16 protein-coding genes are annotated in these 21,861 nt (G+C 50.2%); 9 read left to right on the forward strand and 7 right to left on the reverse strand.

The window, feature by feature from the left end:
- Window positions 1-5 precede the first annotated feature (5 nt).
- The 6 genes from QFZ51_RS21175 (at window position 6) to QFZ51_RS21200 (ending at window position 6,782) form a co-directional block, all read left to right on the forward strand.
- Window positions 6-470: a RagB/SusD family nutrient uptake outer membrane protein gene (locus QFZ51_RS21175; RefSeq protein ID WP_429048635.1), complete on the forward strand. Its 465-nt coding sequence runs from the start codon at window positions 6-8 to the stop codon at window positions 468-470.
- Window positions 471-500: 30 nt separating this feature from the next.
- Window positions 501-1,892 carry a RagB/SusD family nutrient uptake outer membrane protein gene (locus QFZ51_RS21180; protein WP_429048637.1) on the forward strand — a complete coding sequence of 464 codons (1,392 nt, stop codon included), beginning with the start codon at window positions 501-503 and terminating at the stop codon, window positions 1,890-1,892.
- Window positions 1,893-1,918: 26 nt separating this feature from the next.
- Entirely contained in the window at window positions 1,919-3,079 is a 1,161-nt protein-coding gene (locus tag QFZ51_RS21185) for a DUF5000 domain-containing lipoprotein (RefSeq protein ID WP_429048638.1), read from the forward strand.
- A gap of 25 nt (window positions 3,080-3,104) precedes the next feature.
- Complete coding sequence (locus QFZ51_RS21190) at window positions 3,105-4,298, forward strand: DUF4998 domain-containing protein (RefSeq protein ID WP_429048640.1); 1,194 nt, start codon at window positions 3,105-3,107, stop codon at window positions 4,296-4,298.
- Window positions 4,299-4,308: 10 nt separating this feature from the next.
- Window positions 4,309-5,658 (forward strand): alpha-L-fucosidase, encoded by a 1,350-nt coding sequence (locus QFZ51_RS21195; protein WP_429048642.1) that lies wholly within the window; start codon window positions 4,309-4,311, stop codon window positions 5,656-5,658.
- 419 nt (window positions 5,659-6,077) lie between these two features.
- Entirely contained in the window at window positions 6,078-6,782 is a 705-nt protein-coding gene (locus tag QFZ51_RS21200; protein ID WP_429048643.1) for a 3-keto-disaccharide hydrolase, read from the forward strand.
- Between the two features lie 26 nt (window positions 6,783-6,808).
- On the opposite strand, the gene QFZ51_RS21205 is transcribed toward QFZ51_RS21200, so the two are convergent.
- From QFZ51_RS21205 to QFZ51_RS21225, 5 genes are all read right to left on the reverse strand, one after another.
- Entirely contained in the window at window positions 6,809-7,831 is a 1,023-nt protein-coding gene (locus QFZ51_RS21205; protein ID WP_429048644.1) for an MlaD family protein, read from the reverse strand.
- 3 nt (window positions 7,832-7,834) lie between these two features.
- Window positions 7,835-8,608 carry an ABC transporter ATP-binding protein gene (locus tag QFZ51_RS21210; protein WP_429048646.1) on the reverse strand — a complete coding sequence of 258 codons (774 nt, stop codon included), beginning with the start codon at window positions 8,606-8,608 and terminating at the stop codon, window positions 7,835-7,837.
- Between the two features lie 2 nt (window positions 8,609-8,610).
- Window positions 8,611-9,405 carry an MlaE family ABC transporter permease gene (locus QFZ51_RS21215; protein WP_429048647.1) on the reverse strand — a complete coding sequence of 265 codons (795 nt, stop codon included), beginning with the start codon at window positions 9,403-9,405 and terminating at the stop codon, window positions 8,611-8,613.
- 243 nt (window positions 9,406-9,648) lie between these two features.
- The gene (locus tag QFZ51_RS21220) at window positions 9,649-11,709 is read right to left on the reverse strand and encodes a TonB-dependent receptor (protein WP_429048649.1); all 2,061 of its coding nucleotides are present in this window, start codon (window positions 11,707-11,709) and stop codon (window positions 9,649-9,651) included.
- 93 nt (window positions 11,710-11,802) lie between these two features.
- On the reverse strand, window positions 11,803-12,618 hold the full coding sequence (locus QFZ51_RS21225; protein WP_429048651.1) for a serine O-acetyltransferase: 816 nt from the start codon (window positions 12,616-12,618) through the stop codon (window positions 11,803-11,805).
- Between the two features lie 123 nt (window positions 12,619-12,741).
- On the opposite strand from QFZ51_RS21225, the gene bla reads away from it, so the two are divergent.
- The 3 genes from bla to QFZ51_RS21240 all read left to right on the forward strand — a co-directional run bounded on the left by bla (window position 12,742) and on the right by QFZ51_RS21240 (window position 18,505).
- Entirely contained in the window at window positions 12,742-13,467 is a 726-nt protein-coding gene (bla, locus tag QFZ51_RS21230; RefSeq protein WP_429048653.1) for a BlaB/IND/MUS family subclass B1 metallo-beta-lactamase, read from the forward strand.
- 93 nt (window positions 13,468-13,560) lie between these two features.
- The gene (locus QFZ51_RS21235; RefSeq protein WP_429048655.1) at window positions 13,561-16,035 is read left to right on the forward strand and encodes a YfhO family protein; all 2,475 of its coding nucleotides are present in this window, start codon (window positions 13,561-13,563) and stop codon (window positions 16,033-16,035) included.
- Window positions 16,036-16,156: 121 nt separating this feature from the next.
- Window positions 16,157-18,505 (forward strand): ABC transporter permease, encoded by a 2,349-nt coding sequence (locus QFZ51_RS21240; RefSeq protein WP_429048656.1) that lies wholly within the window; start codon window positions 16,157-16,159, stop codon window positions 18,503-18,505.
- A gap of 6 nt (window positions 18,506-18,511) precedes the next feature.
- Here the strand turns inward: QFZ51_RS21240 and QFZ51_RS21245 are convergent, their stop codons facing one another.
- Together QFZ51_RS21245 and QFZ51_RS21250 are read right to left on the reverse strand one after the other, a co-directional pair.
- Window positions 18,512-19,027, reverse strand: coding sequence for a hypothetical protein (locus QFZ51_RS21245; protein WP_429048658.1), 516 nt, complete (start codon window positions 19,025-19,027; stop codon window positions 18,512-18,514).
- Window positions 19,028-19,219: 192 nt separating this feature from the next.
- Entirely contained in the window at window positions 19,220-21,817 is a 2,598-nt protein-coding gene (locus tag QFZ51_RS21250; protein ID WP_429048659.1) for a PAS domain S-box protein, read from the reverse strand.
- Window positions 21,818-21,861 lie beyond the last annotated feature (44 nt).

Raw genomic sequence — 21,861 nt, forward strand, 5'->3', positions numbered from 1 at the left:
CAAATATGAAACATACCAATACGCTCAATATACGCCGGTACCTGCAATGGTGCGGCTTATGCATACTCCTTTTCTCTGCCGCTTCCTGTAAAAAATTCCTTGATGTAGTACCCGACAACGTGGCTACTATCGACAACGCTTTTACCATGCGCGCAGAAGCAGAAAAATACCTCTTTACCTGTTACTCCTATCTTCCCAACAGTGCGGACCTCTCCACGAATCCTGCCCTCGTGGCCGGCGACGAATTCTGGATGGTACGCCCTTACAGCACCAGCGAAACACCCTGGCAGGTGGCACAGGGCTTCCAGAGCGCCAACAACGTGTATATGTCCACCTGGGGATGGTATTACAAGGCGCTGCGCGACTGTAACATCTTCCTGGAAAATATCCATAAAGTGGTAGACATGCGCCAGAGTGAAGTAGACCGCTGGAGTGCAGAAGTGATGTTCCTTAAAGCATATTACCACTGACTGCTGCTCCGCCAATACGGCCCCGTTCCCGTGATCCGGTACAACCTGCCCATTTCCAGCACCGCCGAAGAAACTAAAGTGCCGCGCGAACACGTGGATACCGTATTCAACTATATCTCGCACCTGCTGGACACCGCCGCAGCCGGGTTGCCGGAAATTATTGCCGACAGGTCTACAGAACTGGGACGCATCACCAAACCGATTGCACTCGCCATCAAAGCGCGCATATTGGTAACCGCTGCCAGCCCCCTGTACAACGGCAACATCGATTACACCGCTTTCAAAAATTCCGACGGTGCGCCGCTGTTCAATACCGCCTTCGATGCCAACAAATGGAAAGTGGCCGCCGATGCGTGTAAAGCAGCCATCGACGCATGCGAACGCACCAGCATGCTGCTCTATACCTTCAGCGAGCTGGGGGTAACGTTGTCGGATACACTCACCCGGCAGATGTCTATCCGCAACAGCACCTGCGAACAATGGAACCCGGAAATCATCTGGGCCAATCCCAGTGTAAGCACCTATGAAATACAACGGCAGGCTATGCCCCGCCTTGATCCTGCCCGCATAGGCAACGAATCGGTACTCGGCAGCCTGGCGCCCACCATGAAAATAGCAGAGCAATTTTATACCGACAAAGGCGTGCCCATGAACGAAGATAAAACCTTCGACTATGCCGGTCGCCTGAAACTCAGAACAGCCGTAAAAGCAGAGGGAGAACTCATACAGGAAGGATATACCACCGCCGCCATGCACTTCAACCGCGAGCCCCGCTTCTACGCAGATCTCGCATTCGACGGAGCCATATGGATGATGCAAAAGAAAATGTTCCATATAGAATCCAAAGCAGGTCAATGGCAAACACGGAAAAATATTTACGATAATAACACTACCGGCTACTTCGCCAAAAAACTGGTGAACTGGAAAAATGAAATCCTCGAAGGACAGGGCCTCTTTGTAGAAACCCACCCCTGGCCGGAAATGCGACTCGCCGACCTGTACCTGCTGTACGCAGAAGCACTGAATGAAGCAGAAGGCCCGCAACCCGCAGCTTTTACCTACATCGATAAAGTACGGGCCCGCGCAGGATTACCAGGCGTACAAGCCGCATGGACGGCCTACTCCAGGCAACCCGGAAAATACCAGACCAAGGAAGGTTTCCGCCAGATCGTTCAGCAGGAAAGACTAATAGAACTCGCCATGGAAGGCGCCCGCTTCTGGGACCTCCGCCGCTGGAAAAAAAGTATGGAAGAACTGAACAAACCGGTTACCGGCTGGGATGTGGACCAGTCAGATCCCGTGTTCTACTACCGCGTAAGAACCCTGTACCGGCAAACATTCCAGACCCGCAATTACCTCTGGCCGCTGGAAAACTGGGACCTGCTTAACAATCCAAAACTGGTGCAGGGCTTTGGATGGTAATCTTTCATTTACTAAAAACGCACAACATGAACATCAATAAATATATCCTGCCGCTTGCCTGCTTACTGCTGGCAGCCGCCTGCAAAAAAGAAACACATGAGCCGGTAAATACCTCCGGAGAAAAACCTGGCGTCATTACAAATCTCAGCGTTACCAATATGCCAGGCGCCGCAAAAATTACCTACAGCCTGCCCGACAACAAGGATATCCTGTATGTAAAGGCCGTGTATGATATCAGGCCGGGAGAGAAACGCGAAATAAGATCCTCTTACTATAATAACTTCCTCGTGGTAGATGGCTTTGGCGACTCCGCCAGCCACGAAATAGCCCTGTATGTGGTAAGCCGTAATGAAACAGCCTCCGATGCAGTAAAAACAACCATCAAGCCGTTGTCGCCGCCCATGCTGATTGTACGCAAATCACTGGAGATAAAAGCAGACTTCGGCGGTATCAACATCAGCTTTAAAAATGATACCAAAGCAGATATCGCCATCGTTGCACTCACCACCGATTCCCTGGGCGCATTCAGCTCGTCGGATGTTCATTACACCAAACTGGAAGGTGGCAACTATTCCATCAGGGGCTTCGCAGCAGAAAAGAGAAAGTTTGGATTTTTTGTGAGAGACCGATGGGGCAACCAATCAGATACCCTTATGCAGGAACTGACGCCCATCTTTGAAAAACTATTGGATAAAGCAAATTTCAGGGAAGTGAAATTACCGGGAGATGTGGACTACGGCTGGGGCCTGCCTATCCCCAACCTATGGAACGGAACATTATGGCACTCGGCAGATAAACTCGACGGCATGCCCATGTCTATCACGTTCGACCTCGGCGTAACGGCGCAACTGAGCCGCATCACCCTGTGGCAACGCCCTAATGAATGGATCTACCTGCAGAACAACGTCCGCAAGTTTGAAATATGGGGCTCCACCAATCCCGCCTCTGATGGCAGCTGGGACAGCTGGACCCGCCTCGTGGAACATACTGTAATCAAGCCTTCCGGCTTGCCCGTAGGACAAAAAACACAGGACGACATAGACGCCAGCATCGCCGGCGAACAAATGACCGTACCACTGGATGCACCACGCGTAAGGTATATCCGCGTGAAAATACTCCGTACCTGGACCGACGGCGGATACGCCGCCAACATCCAGGAAATGAAGTTCTGGGGTAACGACAAATGATGATCATCTACCTAAAACAAAATTTATGCGCATCCTTCATTCTATCATATTATATAGTGTACTGCTGACAACCATCAGCGCCTGCACCAAACAAAGCGATTATAAAAAATACCTGGGCAACGGTGAAATCCTTTACACCGGTAAAGCAGATTCCTTGCTGGTACATTCAGGCCGCAACCGCGTACAGCTGTCGTGGCTCCTGATCTCCGATCCAAAGATCAGCCGCGCAAAAATCTACTGGAACAACCACAAGGACTCCGCTATGCTCGATATTAAACGCACCAGCGGCGTAGACACCATCCGCTACGTTATCAATAATCTCGAGGAACGGGCCTATACGTTTGAAGTGTATAACTTCGACCGCGACGGCAACACCTCCGTAAGATCAGAAGCCACCGGTTTTGTATATGGTAGTTTTTATGAAGATGCCCTGCTGACCAGGGCCTTCAGCAACGCGGAAATGAAAGACGGGAACGCAGAAATAAGTTGGGCCAACATCGATACCACCGGCGGTATCATCGGTATGCAACTGCAATACACCACCGCCGACAATGTAGCACATGACACCGTTATTGCCGCAGAAGCGGAAGGCCAGGTAACCGTTCTTAACAACTATCTTTCCATGAGCACCTTCCGTTACCGTACCTTGTACATGCCGGATAAATTGTCGGTAGATACCTTTCACACCCCGTATGAAACAAAAGGCGTAAAAGAGAATATCACAGCAACGTATATACGTAACCCGGGCAACCCTTTCGTACTGGACGATACCAAACCGTTTAGCGGCCGCTTCGGACAGGTGAAAGACTGGCAATACAACGAGGAAGCATCCAGGAACGGTACCTATGATAATATCGACGGCACCGGCAGGCTCACCATGTGGATCTGGGGCAACGGCCCTATCACCAACGGCAAAATTTACCAGACCATTACCCTGCCGGCAGGTGAATACCGCTTCGAAGCAGCCGTCTCCAATATAGATAACACCCTGGAAAACACCTGGCTGTTAGTAGCCCAAGGCAACGCCTTACCGGATGTAGACCAGGTAAATACGGCATTGGGCGCAGCAAGGATTGTAGACAACAACAACAAATACGCCTCTGTTGCCTTCACGCTAACAGCCACCACCACCGTAACCTTAGGATTCACCGGCACCTTTTCCAATCCCGCGGAACAAACCATCCGGATAAGCAACGTATTACTGATCAGAGATAAATAGCAATTGCATCATGAACAAACAACTTAGGAAATTAGGGATCATCCTGCTGTTATGCAGCCCACTCATCACCCTGCAGGCGCAGGAAAAAAAATGGATCGGACATGAAACACCCGCCGAAAAAGAAAAACGCATGGCCTGGTGGACACACGATCGCTTCGGTATGTTCATCCACTGGGGACTGTACGCCATGCCCGCCCGGCACGAATGGGTGAAACATAACGAAAGACTTACCAACGAACAATACCAGAATTATTTCGACTTATTTAACCCCAACCAGTTTGATCCGAAATCCTGGGCAAAACAGGCAAAGGCCGCGGGCATGAAGTACGCTGTACTCACCACCAAACACCATGAAGGCTTTTGTCTGTTTGACTCCAGGTACACCGATTATAAAGCCACCAACACCAAAGCCCACCGCGACCTGGTACGGGAATTTGTAAATGCCTTCCGCGCAGAAGGCATCAAAGTAGGGTTCTATTACTCGCTGATCGACTGGCACCATCCCGATTTCACCATCGATGGCGTACACCCGCAACGGGTGGAAAACGGCGCCGACAGCACCTACGCACGCCTCAACAAAGGCAAAGACATGAACAAATACCGCCAGTATCTCCGCAACCAGATCACGGAGCTGCTTACCCAATACGGCAAAGTGGATATCCTCTGGCTCGACTTCTCCTATCCCGGCAAAAACGGGAAAGGCAAAGACGACTGGGACGCGGTAAATCTCCTGAAAATGATCCGCAAACTGCAACCCGGCATCATCGTGGACAACCGCCTCAACCTCGAGGAATATGAAGATGGCGCCGACTTCCTCACCCCCGAACAGGTAAAGGTGGAAGAGCTGGCACAATACCGCGGCAAAACATGGGAAACCTGTCAAACCTTCTCCGGCTCATGGGGCTACTACCGCGATGAAAACTCCTGGAAAAGCACCCACCAGCTGCTGGAACTTCTCATCGGCTCCGTAAGCAAAGGCGGTAACCTCATCCTCAACGTAGGCCCCACCGCCCGCGGCCTGTTCGACTACCGCGCACAAAGCGCCCTCGGCAACATCGGCGACTGGATGAAAGGCAACAGCGAATCCATCTACGGCTGCACCTACGCACCGGAGACTTTCGAAACGCCCAAAAACACCATGCTCACCTACAATCCCACCACCAAAAGATTGTACGTACACCTGCTGGAATACAACAACCGCCTCCAGCTACCGCAATACAAAGGCAAAATTAAATATGCCCAGCTGCTGCACGACAACTCAGAAGTAAAATTCACCACTGATGGCAACAACATCACACTAAACTTGCCTGACAAACAACCCAACGTGGAAATCCCTGTGGTCGAGTTGGTCCTTAATTAGCAGGGGGCAGCGAGGGTTGTCTTACTCAGGATTAAACTTATTTCACTGATTACGCTGATTTGATCACTTTGTGATTTTAACAGATTCGGGGAGATAAAAGCGGAGACGCGGAGGTTGTCTTACTCAGGATTAAACTTATTTCACTGATTACGCTGATTTGATCACTTTGTGATTTTAACAGATTCGGGGAGATATAAGCGGATATTTTCGCTTATATCTCCCCAATCATTTTAAATCAAAAAAACAAAATCCAAAAATCAGTATAATCAGCGTAATCAGCGAGTAAGACAAAATCCGCGTCTCCGCTTTTATCTCCCCGAATCTGTTAAAATCACAAAGTGATCAAATCAGCGTAATCAGTGAAATAAGTTTAATCCTGAGTAAGACAACCTTCGCGTGGAATTTATTATATTTAGTTCATGAAGAAGTATATTTTCCCTGTCCTCACGGCCGCTGCATTGCTGGCTAGCATGGCTAACGCGAATGCACAAACGCGCAGTCTCTTTAACTTTAAGGACCTCAGTGGGTGGCATATTGATGTTCCTGCCATGGATAAAGATCCGAACGTGAAAAGCCCGTTCATTGTAAGGGACGGCGTTTTCGTAAGCCTGGCTAACCCACAGGGGCACATTATTACCGATGCCAGTTACGAAAACTTCCGGCTGGAGGTGCAATACCGCTTCCCGGCCAAACCAGGCAACTGCGGTGTACTGGTGTTCGCTTCTACGCCACGGGTATTATATGATATGTTCCCGAAGTCCATCGAAGTACAATTGCAAAACCAGGATGCCGGTGATTTCTGGTGCATAGGTGAAGATATCACCGTACCGGATATGGAAAAACGCAGGGGACCGAAAAGCGAATGGGGAGCTGTAGATGGTAAAAAGCGCCGCATCATCAACCTCACCGATGGCTCCGAAAAAGCATTGAAGGAATGGAACACGATGATCGTGGAATGCGTAGGCAACGCCATTAAAGTATGGGTAAACGGCGACCTGGTGAACTATGGCACCAATGCTACTGCCAGCAAAGGACAAATTGCCCTGCAGGCGGAAGGTTCTGAAGTGGAGTTCCGGAAAGTGGATCTCACGCCTATTACTGCCTTCTCCAAAAAAGGACATTGATATGAAATCAGTGGAAGTGGGCGTAGTTATTTCTGCGCCTGGCGCTCCGCCTTTTCTTTTTCTTTCTGTGCTTTTCTTTCCCGCTTTGCCTGTTTCCGGAAATAACCGCGGAACAGGAAGTTGTTCCGTAAGGCCAGCATATTGGTATCCAGTTTCTGGGTACTGCTTTCGAGGTTATAGATCGTTTCTTTAAAGGCATCCGCCAGCAGGGTGTCCTTTAAAAGCATGCCCACCGGCGCTTCCGGATCATCCAGGTTGGCCCGCACTCCTGCACTGGCCTGCCGTAGCTCCTGCACGGTTTGATTGGCGTTGAGCGCTGCGCTGTTCATTTCGGTAACGGCTGCACGAAGTTGCGCAAATACCACCGTATCCGTTACCAGGTCGTTGGACAATACGCCCTTGGTTTGCAGCTTGGCCGCATATAAAGATAAAGCCCCGGTGAGCCGGCGGGTATTTACCACCGCGGCATTCAAGCCGGCCATGGTGGCATTCAGATCTTTGTAAACAGTATCGTCGGTAATCAATTTCCCTAAAGTGCCTTTCCCGTCTACAATGCCTTTGGTGATCACTTTCAGGTTGTCGGTGATTTCCACCAGGCTTTTATTGTTTACCTGCAGGGTACTCATAATTTCTTCGGTGCTTAAACCGCTGACCACATGCAGCTGATCGCCGTTTTCTATTACCGGCATGTTGGGCGTACCGCCAGTCAGCATCACGATCTTATTACCCATCAGGCCCTCAGAGCTGATACGGGCCTCTACATCTTTATGGATAAACTCCTGCGAGCTTTCATCGATATTCATCAACACCAGGATCTGGTTGGTTCTCACAAAACTGATCTTTTTCACCGTACCGATCTTTACACCGGAGTACAGGATATTGCGGCCTACGGACAACCCGTTCACATCTTTAAAATAAGCCTTCACCTGGATGGACTTGCTGAATAGTTTCTGTTGCTTGCCCAGCATCATCACGGCGGTTACAAAAATGGCCAGCCCTACAAATACAAAGATGCCTACAATGACAGCGCGTTTTTTTCCTGCTTCCATAACTTACTGTATAAAATTATAGTCGTAAAAACTTTTAATAAGTCCGTCCTTCTCGTTAAATACTTCTTCAAAACTTCCCTGCCGTATAAATTTCCCTTCATCCATCACTGCTACCCGGTCGCCCACTTCCTTGGCACAGGTAAGATCGTGGGTAATAATAATAGAACTGGTATTGAATCTTTCCTGCACAGCGATGATCAGTTTGTTCAGCTCCATGCTGGTAATAGGGTCCAAACCAGCAGTGGGTTCATCATACAGCATAATTTCCGGCCGCAGGATGAGGGTACGGCCAATGCCAATTCTTTTCTTCTGGCCACCCGACAGCTCCGACGGCATCTGGTTAATGGTTTCCGGTAGCCCGATGGCTTCCAGTACAATGTCGATCGTTTTCCGGATCTGCTCTTTGGTCATATCGCGCTGATTACGTTTCAGCGGAAAGGCCAGGTTTTCCCCTACCGTCATGCTATCATACAGGGCGCTGCTCTGAAAAGAGAACCCCACCTTCAGCCGCAATGCACGCAGCTCGGCTTCTTTCAGCTGATCCACCTCTTCCCCCAATACATTCACAGTACCTGCGTCTGGTCGCAGCAGCCCGATGATAATTTTTATCAGCACCGATTTACCGGTACCGGAACGACCCAGCACCACCACATTTTCGCCTTTATGAAGATCCAGGTCGATTCCCTGTAGTACATGCTTCTCTCCAAAAGACTTATAAAGGTTCCGGATACTGATCACGGTTTCATTCATATCTATCTGGTGACCATTTGTTTTCATGACTAGCGGATGGTATTAAACACGTGAACAATAATTACTTCCTCTATAAATATCAGGAACATGGATACAATAACGGATACATTCGCTGCCTTACCCACGCCCGTGGTGCCCTGGCTTGCATTAAAACCCTGGTAACAACTCACAATGCCAATGGTAAACCCGTACAGGATAGCTTTAGTAAGAGCGGTGGTATAATCCAGGAAAGTGATCTGCGCAAAGGCATTATCAAAAAACGATACCAGGCTGGTTTGTTCGTGCGCATGTACATCAAAGTAAGAACCCAAACAACCTATGAGGGCGTTATAAAACATGAGCAGAGGCAAACAAACCGTCATGGCAATGACGCGGGTAACCACCAGGTAACGGAAAGGGTTAATGGCAGATACCTCCATCGCATCAATCTGTTCTGTTACCTTCATCGATCCCAGCTCTGCGCCGATGCTCGAGCCCACCTTACCTGCGCAGATCAGGGCCGCGATCAGCGGCGCCAACGCTCTCACCACCGCAATAGCCACCAGCGACGGCAGCCACGCAGTAACCCCGAACTCCGATAAAGTAGGACGGGACTGCTCCGTAAACACCACGCCGGTGATAAACCCCGTTACCGTAACAAGGGCCAGCGACTTATACCCCACCTGGTAACATTGCCGCACAAACTCGCCCCACTCAATAGGAGGCCGGAATGCCTCCCTGAAAAAGCGACCTATAAAGGCGGCGATATGATAAAACTGGAGAAAAAAGCCATCAATTTTTGCGGTTATGACCGGCTTATCCGATTTTCCGTTGGTAGAATTCATCTTCTTGTTAATGCTTACTCACTTATTACAATTCTATGCCGCTTTTGTTAAATACACAGATGTTAACGTCAGGCCCCGCTGTGATAGGATTTTTTGACGCCACGGCGCGGAAGCTGCTGCACAGGAGTAATCTCCCATGAGGATGTCCCTTCACACTACGGTCATTATCTTCCCCAACCGGACAAAAAAAATGCAGCGGAATGTTGTTCCGCTGCATTATCTGTGGTTGTAGACATATCATTACTATAACTGCATACTGATGCCGCCGAAATAATTCCTGCCCGGCGCAGGATTGTAATAACGGCCGCCAAAGGCGTTAAGATCGTTGCCCAGGCTGTAGTTTACGTTCAGCAGGTTATCGGCGCCCGCGCGCAAGCGGATGCTGCAACGCGAACGCAGCGGCAGTTTCCAGCTCACATTGGCCTGCAGCAAATGATAACCGCCGGCATACACGCTGTTGGCGTCGTTTAGCGGTATGCTGCTGGTAAAAGTATGCTGCGCATATAACGACACTGCCGCAGGGAACTGCCACAACAAACTGCTCACCAGCACATGCTGCGGCACACCGGTGAGTGCATTCCCCGAATAGTCTTTCCCATCAGCACTTACATAGTGGTTAAACCGGAAGTCACTCAGCGTATACCCTTCCTGCCACCGGATGCCGCGTAACACACCGCCGTTACGTGGCTTCATCAGCCACCACATGCCCTGTACCTCTATCCCTTTCTGCTGAACGCCGCCGGCATTGGTAAAAAACTCCTCGCCATTGTCGTGCTGCCGGAGCACAATGGCATTTTGCATTTTATAATAAAAGAAGGCCGCATCGATTGTTGCCGTGTGGTTACGGGAAGCCGCGCGTACACCGGCTTCATAGTTCCAGCCGGTTTCGGGTTGCAACGCCGTGTTGATCACGTTGTCGGATGCACGAACTTCTGCCGTAGCCGGTGGGGAATAGCCCCTGCTAACCGTAATACGGCCTGTTACCTGTGGCGTAAACAGGTACGACAGCGAGAAGCGCGGCATCAGCTGCGGCGTGAAGTTGATTTTCGTGTGCCCGTTGCTGTTGTAGCGGTAACCATAATAATTTAAACTGGCCGCTGCCTCAAAGGTAAATGCGCTCACATTGGCCTGGAAGCGGGTAAAGAAAAAGTACTGATCCGCTTTTAGCTTATCGGCAGCCATCACCGTATCGCGCTTACCTTGCTTGTTACCGTAATTGATCACGTCGGTGGTGGTTTGCTGCCACTCGGCGCCGTTCAGCCATTTCCATTGGAACGGCGAGCTGCGCTGCGGATCGTTGGTCCATTGCAGGTAGGTGCGGAAGCCGGCGGTATTTTCATCCCGCGCTTCATAGTTGGTGATAAAAGGATTTTCGAAATGAGTATTGGCCCCGAACACCGAGAGCACATGCTGTAGCCGTGGGGTAAATTGCGCTTCGTGGACCAGTCCGCCCTGGAAAGTACGGTTATAGATGCCTGCCTTTTGCGCTACCGCGCCTGGTGTAACGGGCGTGCCGGGCCTGGCGGCACGGGGATTGGCTTCGCTCTGCGCCAGGGTTAATCCTCCCGGCGTGAGGTACGACAGATCCGAGTAAAATGCCAGCAGCTTCAGTGTGTAGCCCGGTTTGTATTCCCAGCGTTGAGCCGTTTGGGTATAAGACCGCTTCATGGCGGTATTTTCACGGTAGCCATCTGCCCGCTGGTATCCCTGGAATACCTGTACCTGGTAATTTTTCCATTGCTGCTGCCAGGCCGCACTGCCGTGAAACAGGCCATAGCTGCCGCCTTGCAGGTTCACCTGCAGGTGGTGCGTGTCGGCCGGTGGGGGGAAAAGGTCCAGTCGCACCACCCCGCCGGAATTAGCGCCAAACAAGCTGCCGTCCGGTCCTTTCAGTATTTCCGCCCGGCTTATCGCATCAGCGTCTATAAGATTGAGATAGGTATTGCCCCCGGCATCGGTCAGCGGGATATCATCTGCATAAATTTTAATATTCCGGATACCAAAGGGAGAACGGAGCAAACTACCCCTGATGGATAAACGATAACTGCCCGGCGAGCGCTCCTCCATTCGTATACCCGGCACCGTATTTATGGCGGGCAACAGGGAAGCGCCCTGCTGAAGCTGCATGTCGGCGGGCGACAGGATACTCACGGCGGTGGGTACACGCTGCAGCGAAGCTTTTGAATAATAGGATTGCACCACCACCTCCGGCAACTGCTGCAAGGTGTCCTGCTGGGCCTTTAGCCCCGGAGAAAAGGATAGCATGGTTAATAAAATGCCTGCCGGCAAAACGCTCATTCGCATGTCAGTAATTCTTTATCCGCCGCGGAAGACGGTCATCTTTCGGCTTAAGATATAAATATTTCTGCGAATGCAACCGCTATTTGTGTGGAACTGTTATACGCCTGTTTTGGTGGTAATCCGCACCTGGTGTGTATTGAACACCTGCGAATATGGCGGAACACTTTTCGTGATAAAAACGCTGCCGCCAATAATACTGCCCTGCCCGATCACGGTATTACCGCCCAGGATGGTACTGCGCGCATAAATGATCACGTTGTCCTCTACCGTAGGATGCCTTTTTATATCCGACAACTCCTTTGTTACATGCAATGCACCCAGCGTTACGCCCTGGTATATCACTACATTGGAGCCGATGATACTGGTGGCCCCAATCACGATGCCCGTACCGTGATCTATAATGAAGGGTACGCTGATGGTGGCGTTAGGATGAATATCGATCCCCGTTTTGCCATGTGCAAACTCACTGATGATCCGCGGCAATACCGGTATATCCAGTTGCGTTAGCCGGTTGGCAATGCGATATACTGTGATGGCATAAAATCCCGGGTACGATACAATTACCTCGTTCACACTGGTGGCGGCGGGGTCGTATTCGTGTATTTTAGCAGCATCCTGGCGAAGGTGCTGATAAATGGTTCCCAATGAGTTATAAAAGGCGTTTACAATTTCTTCTATAGGTACCTCGCGGGGGTCCAGGTAACTGAGCAGGATATTCTCCAGGTCTATCTGGTTCTTTTTTAAGATGCCCTCATAGGAGGTTTGTTTAGGGAGATGATTTCCCGGGAATAAAAAACCAACCAGGTCGTTCAGCCAGGTAATGGCATCCTGGGCAGACGGCGTAGCTTCCCACTCCGCATGATGCGTTTTCCTGAGCAAACTGATTAATGTTTGGGTATGCTTGTTATCCATACGGGTGTGGGATTTACCGGTAAGATATGAATAATCTACTAAATCAGTAGGGTAATGTTTTAAAAGAAGAAAATAAGCGGCAGGCCGGGATAATATGTAATTTTGCGGCTCATCCTGTTTTTTATGAGACCAGTTTTTGCTTTTATCTGCGCCCTGCTGACAGCAGGCGCCACATCTGCCCAGGACAGCAGCAGGTTCCGGATTAACATCGCCCATCTCACCGGTAACCTGTACGTATATACGTCTTATGGAGAATTCAAGAATGTGGTCTACCCTACCAATGGCGTGTATGCGGTAACAAAAAAGGGCGTGGTAGTAATGGACACGCCCTGGAGCGTAGATCAAACCCGGCAGCTGGCAGACAGCATCCTGAAAAAGCACCACCGCAAAATTACTTACTGCATCGTTACGCATTTTCATGAAGACAGAACCGCCGGTCTCGACCTCTTCAAAAAACTGGGCGTAAAAACCTACAGCAGCACCGCTACACTGGAATTGTGCAAGGCCAAAGGAGAAAAACAGGCGCAGTATGTATTTACCAAAGACACCACTTTTAATATAGGCGGTGTGAAAATACAAACTTACTATCCCGGCGAAGGACATACGAAAGATAATATCGTTGCCTGGTTCCCTGCCACAAAAGTATTGTACGGCGGCTGCTTTATAAAAAGCAGCAAAGCAAAAGATATTGGTTATACCGGCGATGGCAACGTAAAAGCATGGCCTGCCAGCGTAGCAAGAGTGAAACAACAATTTCCCAACCCGGCTTATATTATTCCTGGTCATGATGCCTGGCGCGACAGCCCAGCTGCCATGTTCTCCCGCACATTAGAACTGCTTTCCTTGTAAACGCACACTTAAAGTAAAACTTTAAGTAGAGATGAAAATTGATTAAAATTCTCATTAATCATCCTTTCTAAAATATATGAAAACCAGCATAATATGAAATACATGTGGTTTAAAGCTTTAACGCCTCACCTGGGCGCATTAGTCCTTTTTGTGACCCTGGCGTTTGTGTTTTGCAGCCCTGTATTGGATGGCAAACAACTATTGCAATCGGACATGATGCATTACAAAGGCATGCAAAAAGAAGCGGCTGATTACTATGAAGCTACCGGCGATATTCCTCTTTGGACCAACAGCATGTTTGGTGGTATGCCCACCTATGTCATCTACACCGGTCCCTCCACCAACAAAGTAGGAATACTGAACCGCGCGTTTGCCTTATACCTTCCCAACCCGGTAGACATGTTTTTTATGCTGATGATGGGCATGTATGTGCTGCTGTGTGTACTGGGGTTTAAATACTGGATACGGATAACCGGGGCCATCGCCTATGGCTTTGCCACCTTCACCATTACCAGCATTGACGCGGGGCATATCACCAAGGTAATGAGCATGGCCTACATGGCGCCGGTGCTGGGCGGCATTATCCTGGCTTACCGCAAACAATACCTCGCAGGCGGAAGCCTTACTGCCCTGGCTGCGGCGGTGATGATCTACAACAACCACCCGCAGATCACCTATTACACCGGCATCATCGCCCTATGCGCAGCCGTAGCTGCCGGCATACACGCCTTCCGCGAAAAGCAGCTCTCGGCATTTTTCAAAGCGTCACTGGTATTGATGGCGGCCGGTATCATGGCGATCCTGCCCTCCATGGATAACCTGCTTATCATGAAAGAGTATACCAGCTATACGATCCGGGGCAGCCAGTCGGAGTTAACGCAGCCGGATAAAGCCGCCAAAAAATCCGGCGGTCTCGATATCGCCTATGCATTTCAATGGAGTTACGGCAAAGGAGAAACCTTTACCATGCTGTTGCCACACCTGGTAGGCGGATCTACTTCGGAGAAATTGTCGACCAGCTCCCACGTTTACCAAACCCTCACCGATATCGGCGTACCGCCGGCGAAAGCAGCGGAAGCCGTGGAACGCCCGTCGTGGCAGCTATACTGGGGCGGCCAGCCCTTCACCGGTGGCCCCGTTTACATCGGCGTAATCATCTGCTTCCTGTTTGTGCTTGGCTTGTTCATCGTTCACAGCTGGCATAAATGGTGGCTGATAGCCGCCACCGTTATCGGCATACTCCTCAGCTGGGGCGCCAACTTCCCGGAACTGAACAACTTCCTCTTTTATCATCTTCCGTTATACAGCAAGTTCCGCGCACCTACAATGGCGCTGGTGATCCCGCAGGTAACCATGGTGATCCTCGCATGCTGGGCTTTACAGGAGTTATTATATGGTAAGCAGACAAAAGCCTGGCTGGAACAACACCTCAAAATGACGCTGTATGTAACCGGCGGCCTGGTATTACTGCTGGCCATTGGCGGCAGTGTGGTATATGCCTTCAATGGCCCTAACGACAGTAACATCCTCGCGCGGTATACACAAATGCTGGGAGGCGAAATTCCCGCCGCCAGGTTATTGAATGCCCTCAAACAGGACCGCAGCAGCATCCTGCGGGCCGATGGTATCCGTGCACTGGTGTTTATGCTGATCGCCTTTGCCACCCTCTGGTTCTCCCTGAAAGAAAAATTAAAACCGGTATACGCAGCGGGCATTGTCGCCTTTGCGGTACTCTTCGATCTCTTCCAGGTGGATAAAAATTATCTGAATGAAGACAGCTTCATGGAAGTGTCCCGCCTGGAAAACTATATTGCCCCATCCCCGGCAGATGAGATGATCCTGCGCGATAAAGACCCCTATTACCGGGTGCTTAACGCCACCACCAATCCTTTTCTTGATGCCAATACCAGCTACTTTCATAAATCCATCGGCGGCCAGAGTCCGGCGAAACTCTGGATCTATGAAGACCTGATCCAACACCAGCTCACCAAAAACAATATGGCTGTGTTCAATATGCTGAACACCCGCTACTTTATTGTGCCCGACCAGCGGAACGGTCAGCCGGTAGCCCAACGCAACCCCGGCGCACTGGGCAATGCCTGGTTTGTAAAAGTCATCCAGTGGGCGCCTAACGCCAACGCAGAAATGAAAGCACTCGATCATTTTAACCCGGCAGATACGGTGATTATTGACCAGCGCTTTCAGCAAACCACCGGCGCCTTCATACCTGCGGCCGACAGCAATGCGCGCATCGTACTGGATAAATATGGTCTCAATGAACTGAAGTATACTGCTGTGAATACCAGGGCGGGCCTCGGCGTGTTCTCCGATATTTATTACCCTGCCGGTTGGAAAGCTTTTATCGATGGTAAGGAAACACCTATCCTCCGTGTAAACTATGCCTTGCGTGGCCTCATGGTGCCGGCGGGGAAACATGAAATTGTATTCCGGTTTGAGCCGGCCACCTTCTTCCTCGGAAGAAAGATCTCCACGATATCTTCTATCCTGTTACTGGTGGCGGTAGCAGCAGGGTTTATCCTGGCATGGAGGAAGCAGGGCACCAAATAACGCAACACCATTTTCATCACAGCAAACAAGACTTCTGTCACATTGTAAATTAAGGATCCGTGCGGGCAGTTATTTTTAGGGAACAAAGGAGAACCCAGTTCTCCACCCAAAACTATCCGCTATGTTCAAAAATTATTGCAGGCACGGCTGGAGAAATCTCCTTAAAAACAAACTCTCCACCCTTATTAATATAGGAGGCCTCTCCCTTGGTTTGGCTACCGGTATCATCATCCTGTTGTGGATCCATGGGGAAGTCAGCTACGATTCCTTCCACCAGCATAATACCGACATTCATCTGCTGATGAACAATCAGTACCACGAAGGCCGGTGGTTTACCGGCGACGTTACACCGGCGCCACTGGCAGAGAAAATAAAACGGGAGTTCCCAGAAATAAAATATACCACGCGCCAGGTTTATGGCGGGCAACAACTGCTCAGCACCGGTAAGAAAAGTATTTACCAGCAAAGCGTGTACGCAGATCCTGATTACTTCAACATCTTTACTTTCCCGGCTATATCCGGTAACCCGGTTGCCGCCCTTCAGGACCCCGGCGCCATTATACTCTCGGAAAGTGCTGCCCACAGGCTGTTTGGCGACAAAGACCCTATTGGCAGCATTGTTAAACACAATAACCAGCATCACCTCCGGGTAGCAGCGGTAATCCGCGATGCACCGGAAAACAGTTCCATTCAATTCGACGTAGTACTCCCCTTCCGCCTTTATGAACTGGAGAATGCCGACTGGATCAACCGCTGGGACAATTACCGTGTCGGCAGCTTTGCGTTGTTGCAACCCGGAAGCAATGTGGATGGCTTTAACAAAAAGCTGAAGAAAGCAATGCTCACAGGTACCACAGATAGTACCAGCTACCTGTTTGCCTACCCGTTCACCGCGCTGCACCTGCACGGTGGTTTCAAAAATGGTGAGCCCAGCGGCGGCCGGATAGAGATCATGATGCTGCTGGGCACCATCGGGCTTTTTATTTTATTGATTGCGTGTATTAATTTCATGAATCTTTCTACTGCACGTGCGGAACGCCGCGCAAGAGAAGTAGGCGTAAGGAAAGCGCTTGGCGCCTCCCGCATCACCATTATCTTTCAATTTCTCATTGAAGCGCTGATCATCACTTTTGGCGCCCTGCTCCTGGGAATATTGCTGGTAAAACTGGCGCTGCCGGGCCTCAACAGCGTATCCGGCAAAAGTATCCGCCTCGATTTTATGAACTGGGAAATATGGACGGGGATATTATTACTGCTGCTGTTCACCGGCCTCGTTGCCGGCAGTTATCCAGCCTTTTTCCTCAGCAGCTTCCGGCCCGTAAAAGTATTGAAGGGTGTGATATCCACCAATCGCGGCGGCGGATTATTCCGGAAAAGCCTGGTCACCTTCCAGTTTATCATCTCTATTTTTCTCATTATCTCCACCATCGTTGTATACCGGCAATTGCAGTACGGCGAAAACCGGCCGGTGGGTTACAACCAGGACAATCTTCTGGAAATACCCGCCCGCGGCGAAATGGCTAACAAGTACAACCTGCTGCAGGAAGATCTGCTGCGTATTCCTGAAATAGAAAACGTGTCTGCCGGTACAGACGACCTGCTGAGGTTTGGCGGCGCCACCGATGGTATTGCCTGGCCCGGGAAAACAGCGGATCAGAATTTCCCTATTAATATTACCTGGGTGAAATACGACTGGGTAAAAACCGCCGGGCTGCAACTGGCTGCAGGACGCGATTTCAGCACGGAATATGGCAGCGATTCCACCGGATGCCTGGTAAATGAAGCCGCAGTAAAGAAAATGGGATTGAAAGAACCGGTGGTGGGCACATTACTCGGCACTAATCCGATCATCGGGGTAGTGAAAGACTTTGTAATTAATAACCCTTACCAGGCGGCGCCACCGCTGGTTATCTATTTAGGCAACGGGCCTGTAAGTCATATTTTTGTGCGGCTCCGTAAAACAGATCACCCGGAAACAGCCCTTGCCAAGATAGAAGCGGCTCTCAAAAAAAGTAATCCTGAATTTCCTTTTGAATTCAGCTTCATCAAAGAAGCCTATCAAAAAATGTTTAACGGCGTGCGTTCGTCGGGCTTCATGTTCAACTGGACCAGCGGTCTCGCTATCCTGATCTCCTGCCTGGGATTATTTGGTTTATCTACCTACCTCGCAGAACGGCGCAGTAAAGAAATCGGCATCCGTAAAATTATGGGCGCCAGCGTAGGCCGGATCTGGTATATGCTCGCCAAAGAATTCCTGAAACCCGTATTCATTGCCTTTGTGATTACGGTGCCGCTGGCTGTATTGGCCATGCAGGCCGCCCTGCGCAATATAGATTACCGCATATCACTGCAATGGTGGATGTTTGCGGCAGCAGGCATACTTACTGCGCTCATTGCATTACTGACCATCAGCTATCAGGGTACGAAAGCTGCGATGGCCAATCCTGTAAAGGCATTGCAATCGGAATAAAATAAATCAGGAGTGGGTAAGCAGATGTTCCGGCGCCTCCAGCAACGACTGGGTTTGCAGTAACATCTCTTTCATCTTCATCTTAAAGCGGGTGGCAGCAGAAGTTTCATCCGGTATAACGGTTTCCTGCAGCTCGCTCTGGAAGAGCACCTGGAGATTTCCTTTCAGTCTATACAGATCGCTCTGTTTAGCCAAACCGGCAGCAAATCCTGCTTCCCTGATAGCCTGTTGCTGATCGGGTTCAAAAGAGGCTGCATACCAGATAACCGGCACCTGTTTCAGGCGCTTGATCTTTCTCAGCTCACGCAAGAAATGGGGCGTTTCATCTGAAGGTAACAGGCTGTCTAAGAAAATGTAGTCCGGGACAAGGCTGGTGTGCTTCTTAAAATAGTCCAGCGCTTTGCTGGTGTTATCCTGTGCTATGCAGGCCTTGCTCACATTCAGGAGGTCCAGCGCAAGGTAAAACTGGTTACGCCGGTCGCGGTCCGGGTCAATTAGTAAGCTGATTAATTTCTCTCTCATTGCAGGGCAGTTTTAATGGCAGGATAAATCGGTAACAATTCGTACTATGAAAAACAAAAGAGGAAAAAGAAAAGTTGTAACTGCTGCAAAAGTACAGCAGGAAATGTTCCTGAAAAAATCAGCGACCGGCAATCCCCCTCCTTTCTTCAGAAAAGAAACACAATTAACAAAAACACAACAGATCGGGCACCTTTACATTGGCAGGATCACTTTAAAGTCAGCGCCCTTGTCCGGTACACCATTCGCATAAATTCCTCCTTTATGATTCAGTACAATTTTGTTACACAGGGCCAGCCCTATTCCTGTTCCTTCATAGGCGGTACGGTCGTTTAACCGTTGAAAGATCTGGAAGATTTTATCGGCATATACCTGGTCGAACCCGATACCGTTATCCGATACCGTAATGGTGCAGTAGGTCCTGCTGGGGTCCAGATCCGGCAATGCCATTGCGTCGGCAGGGCTGAGCGGTTCCGCGTAAACGTTGATCACCGGCTTTCTTCCGGGCGACAAAAACTTAATAGCATTACCGATGAGGTTATGAAACAGCTGGTTCATTTGCAGCGGGCTTACGGTAAGCCTGGGCAGTTCTTTTACAGCAATGGTAACATCATGCTGACCGATCACCACTTCGAAATCCGTCAGCACATTTTTCACTATTTTGTTGAGGTCTGTTTCCACAAACGGATCTTTTACGTGCACCAGCCGGGAGTAATCCAGCAGTTCACTGATCAGGAGCGACATCCGTTTGGCGCTTTGCATTATTTTTTCAATGTACATCCGCGATGTTTCTGAAAGGATGTCTTTGTTCACGTTATACAGCATGCCTGCAAACGTGTGGATCTTCCGGAGCGGTTCCTGCAAATCGTGGCTGGTTACATAGGCAAACTGTTCAAGTTCTCGGTTTGATTTTTCGAGATAGAAGTTCGCCTCCAGCAGCTCTTTGGTTCGCAGTTCCACCATGGCCTCCAGCTTAATGGCCAGCTGCATATATTGGGCTTCACTTTCCTGGAGCGCTTCGAATAATCTTTTTCGCTGTGTAATATCCCTGGCTATTTTGGAGGCGCCGATTACATTTCCCTGCATGTCTTTTATCGGGGAGATGGTCAGGGAAATATCCAGCAGTTGCCCGTCTTTGGTGACGCGCTTTGTTTCAAAGTGATCTACCCTGTTGCCCGACCTGAGCTGCCCAATGATCCGGGGTTCTTCATCCAGCCTGTCTGTCGGGATGATGCGGGTGATGAGTTCCCCTTTCATTTCTGCGGCACTATACCCGAACAACCTTTCTGCAGCGGGGTTCCAGCTGGTAATAACACCATCCAGCGTTTTACTGATAATGGCATCGTCTGAATTTTCCACGATGGCGGCCAGCCTGGATACATATTCTTCCGCAGTTTTCTGATCGGTAATATCTACCAGCATATTCACCGCGCCTTGCAGATTGCCGGCGCTGTCAAAAATCGGATCGGGGTATGGCTGGATGATGCGCCTGGAACCATCGGGTCTTTCTATCATGATCAACTTCCCACTCACCGGCACGGCGCCTTTGATGGCCTCTGCCATCGGGCAGCTATCCAGGTCAATGGGAGTAGTGCCGTCGGGTTCATATATTTTCCAGGAACCACACCACATGTCTACTCCTGCTACGGGCGCCCGGCCCCACAATGTAACGGCGGCTGTATTATAAAGGAGCACGCGGCCTTCCTTATCACAGGTGTATACGGCGGCTGGCAATGCCTCCAGCAATTGCCGGTAATGCAACCCCGCGCTTTGCTGCTGGAGCTTTTCCCGGCAGGTCCGCATCTCGGCAGCCATATGCGGCAGGTAACCGTGATAGGCCTTGTGTACCGGCGCAGCATTACGAACCACCTGCTCGGCAGGTAAGTGCGCATAACCCACCGGAATGGAGATGGTAAAAGTGCTTCCCTCGCCGGGAATGCTGCTGATCTGCAACTCCCCGCCGTGCAGAAGAATGCCTTCATTGGCTACGGTCAGGCCCCGGCGGGTCCGAGGCGGCTCCTGCAATGCAGCGTTAATTTCAGACAACAGGCCAGGCGTGATGCCGATACCCGTATCTGCTATGGAAAGCAATACCTGGTTGCCCTCCTGCCTCAGCCTCACGGCCACTCCGCCCTTCAACGTATAGCTGATCGCGTTAGTGAGCAACGACAACAGGATCTGTTCCCAGATGTCCCTGTCTATATAAATATCTTCCGGAACAATATCCAGGTTAATAACGAGGGTTAATCCACCTTCCCGGATCACGGGTTCTACCTGCTCCAGGAGGGTCCTGGTGAAATTGCCCAGATCTGTTTTAACAAACGTAGGCGCCTTCCCGTTGTTCAGGGCTGCCCCCATAAAGAGGATGCCCGTATCGCCGGAATCGTCTCTTACAGGCATACCATTAAACTGGTAGCAACTGCCATCCGGCCGCATGAGCTGCAGCTGCGGCGCTGCTACCGCCGCTTCAGTAGCCGACCACAAGGCGGGCCATACCGTTACTGCCGGTTGTCCCATGGACAATGGATGCTGGCTGCCAAGTAATTCCCGGCACGCATCATTATAGATAAAAATATTTTCGTTACCCCAGCATAACAGCATGGGTTGCACGGAGGAGAGTAAAATCTGGATACAGGTCTTTAAACTTTGCGACCAATGATCTGCCGGCCCCAGGGGATTATCTGTCCAGTTAAAAGAACGGATCAACTCACCCATTTCACCTCCGCCGGAGGGAAATTTATCTGACGCCGCAGCCGGTTCACTTAAAGTTGCCTTTGTCGGGGCATTTATCATTGTACAAAATATATAATCCTAAAATATATACTGGTTGATTCTAA

The sequence above is a fragment of the Chitinophaga sp. W3I9 genome (genome assembly GCF_050434025.1).
Lineage (GTDB): Bacteria > Bacteroidota > Bacteroidia > Chitinophagales > Chitinophagaceae > Chitinophaga.

Bases quoted from the DNA above. Each gene is read 5' to 3' on its own strand.
- bla (WP_429048653.1), top strand. From the start codon at position 12,742: ATGAGACCAGTTTTTGCTTTTATCTGCGCCCTGCTGACAGCAGGCGCC.
- QFZ51_RS21235 (WP_429048655.1), top strand. From the start codon at position 13,561: ATGAAATACATGTGGTTTAAAGCTTTAACGCCTCACCTGGGCGCATTA.
- QFZ51_RS21250 (WP_429048659.1), bottom strand. From the start codon at position 21,817: ATGATAAATGCCCCGACAAAGGCAACTTTAAGTGAACCGGCTGCGGCG.
- QFZ51_RS21245 (WP_429048658.1), bottom strand. From the start codon at position 19,027: ATGAGAGAGAAATTAATCAGCTTACTAATTGACCCGGACCGCGACCGG.
- QFZ51_RS21190 (WP_429048640.1), top strand. From the start codon at position 3,105: ATGCGCATCCTTCATTCTATCATATTATATAGTGTACTGCTGACAACC.
- QFZ51_RS21175 (WP_429048635.1), top strand. From the start codon at position 6: ATGAAACATACCAATACGCTCAATATACGCCGGTACCTGCAATGGTGC.
- QFZ51_RS21200 (WP_429048643.1), top strand. From the start codon at position 6,078: ATGAAGAAGTATATTTTCCCTGTCCTCACGGCCGCTGCATTGCTGGCT.
- QFZ51_RS21220 (WP_429048649.1), bottom strand. From the start codon at position 11,709: ATGCGAATGAGCGTTTTGCCGGCAGGCATTTTATTAACCATGCTATCC.
- QFZ51_RS21210 (WP_429048646.1), bottom strand. From the start codon at position 8,608: ATGAAAACAAATGGTCACCAGATAGATATGAATGAAACCGTGATCAGT.
- QFZ51_RS21205 (WP_429048644.1), bottom strand. From the start codon at position 7,831: ATGGAAGCAGGAAAAAAACGCGCTGTCATTGTAGGCATCTTTGTATTT.
- QFZ51_RS21195 (WP_429048642.1), top strand. From the start codon at position 4,309: ATGAACAAACAACTTAGGAAATTAGGGATCATCCTGCTGTTATGCAGC.
- QFZ51_RS21185 (WP_429048638.1), top strand. From the start codon at position 1,919: ATGAACATCAATAAATATATCCTGCCGCTTGCCTGCTTACTGCTGGCA.
- QFZ51_RS21240 (WP_429048656.1), top strand. From the start codon at position 16,157: ATGTTCAAAAATTATTGCAGGCACGGCTGGAGAAATCTCCTTAAAAAC.
- QFZ51_RS21215 (WP_429048647.1), bottom strand. From the start codon at position 9,405: ATGAATTCTACCAACGGAAAATCGGATAAGCCGGTCATAACCGCAAAA.
- QFZ51_RS21225 (WP_429048651.1), bottom strand. From the start codon at position 12,618: ATGGATAACAAGCATACCCAAACATTAATCAGTTTGCTCAGGAAAACG.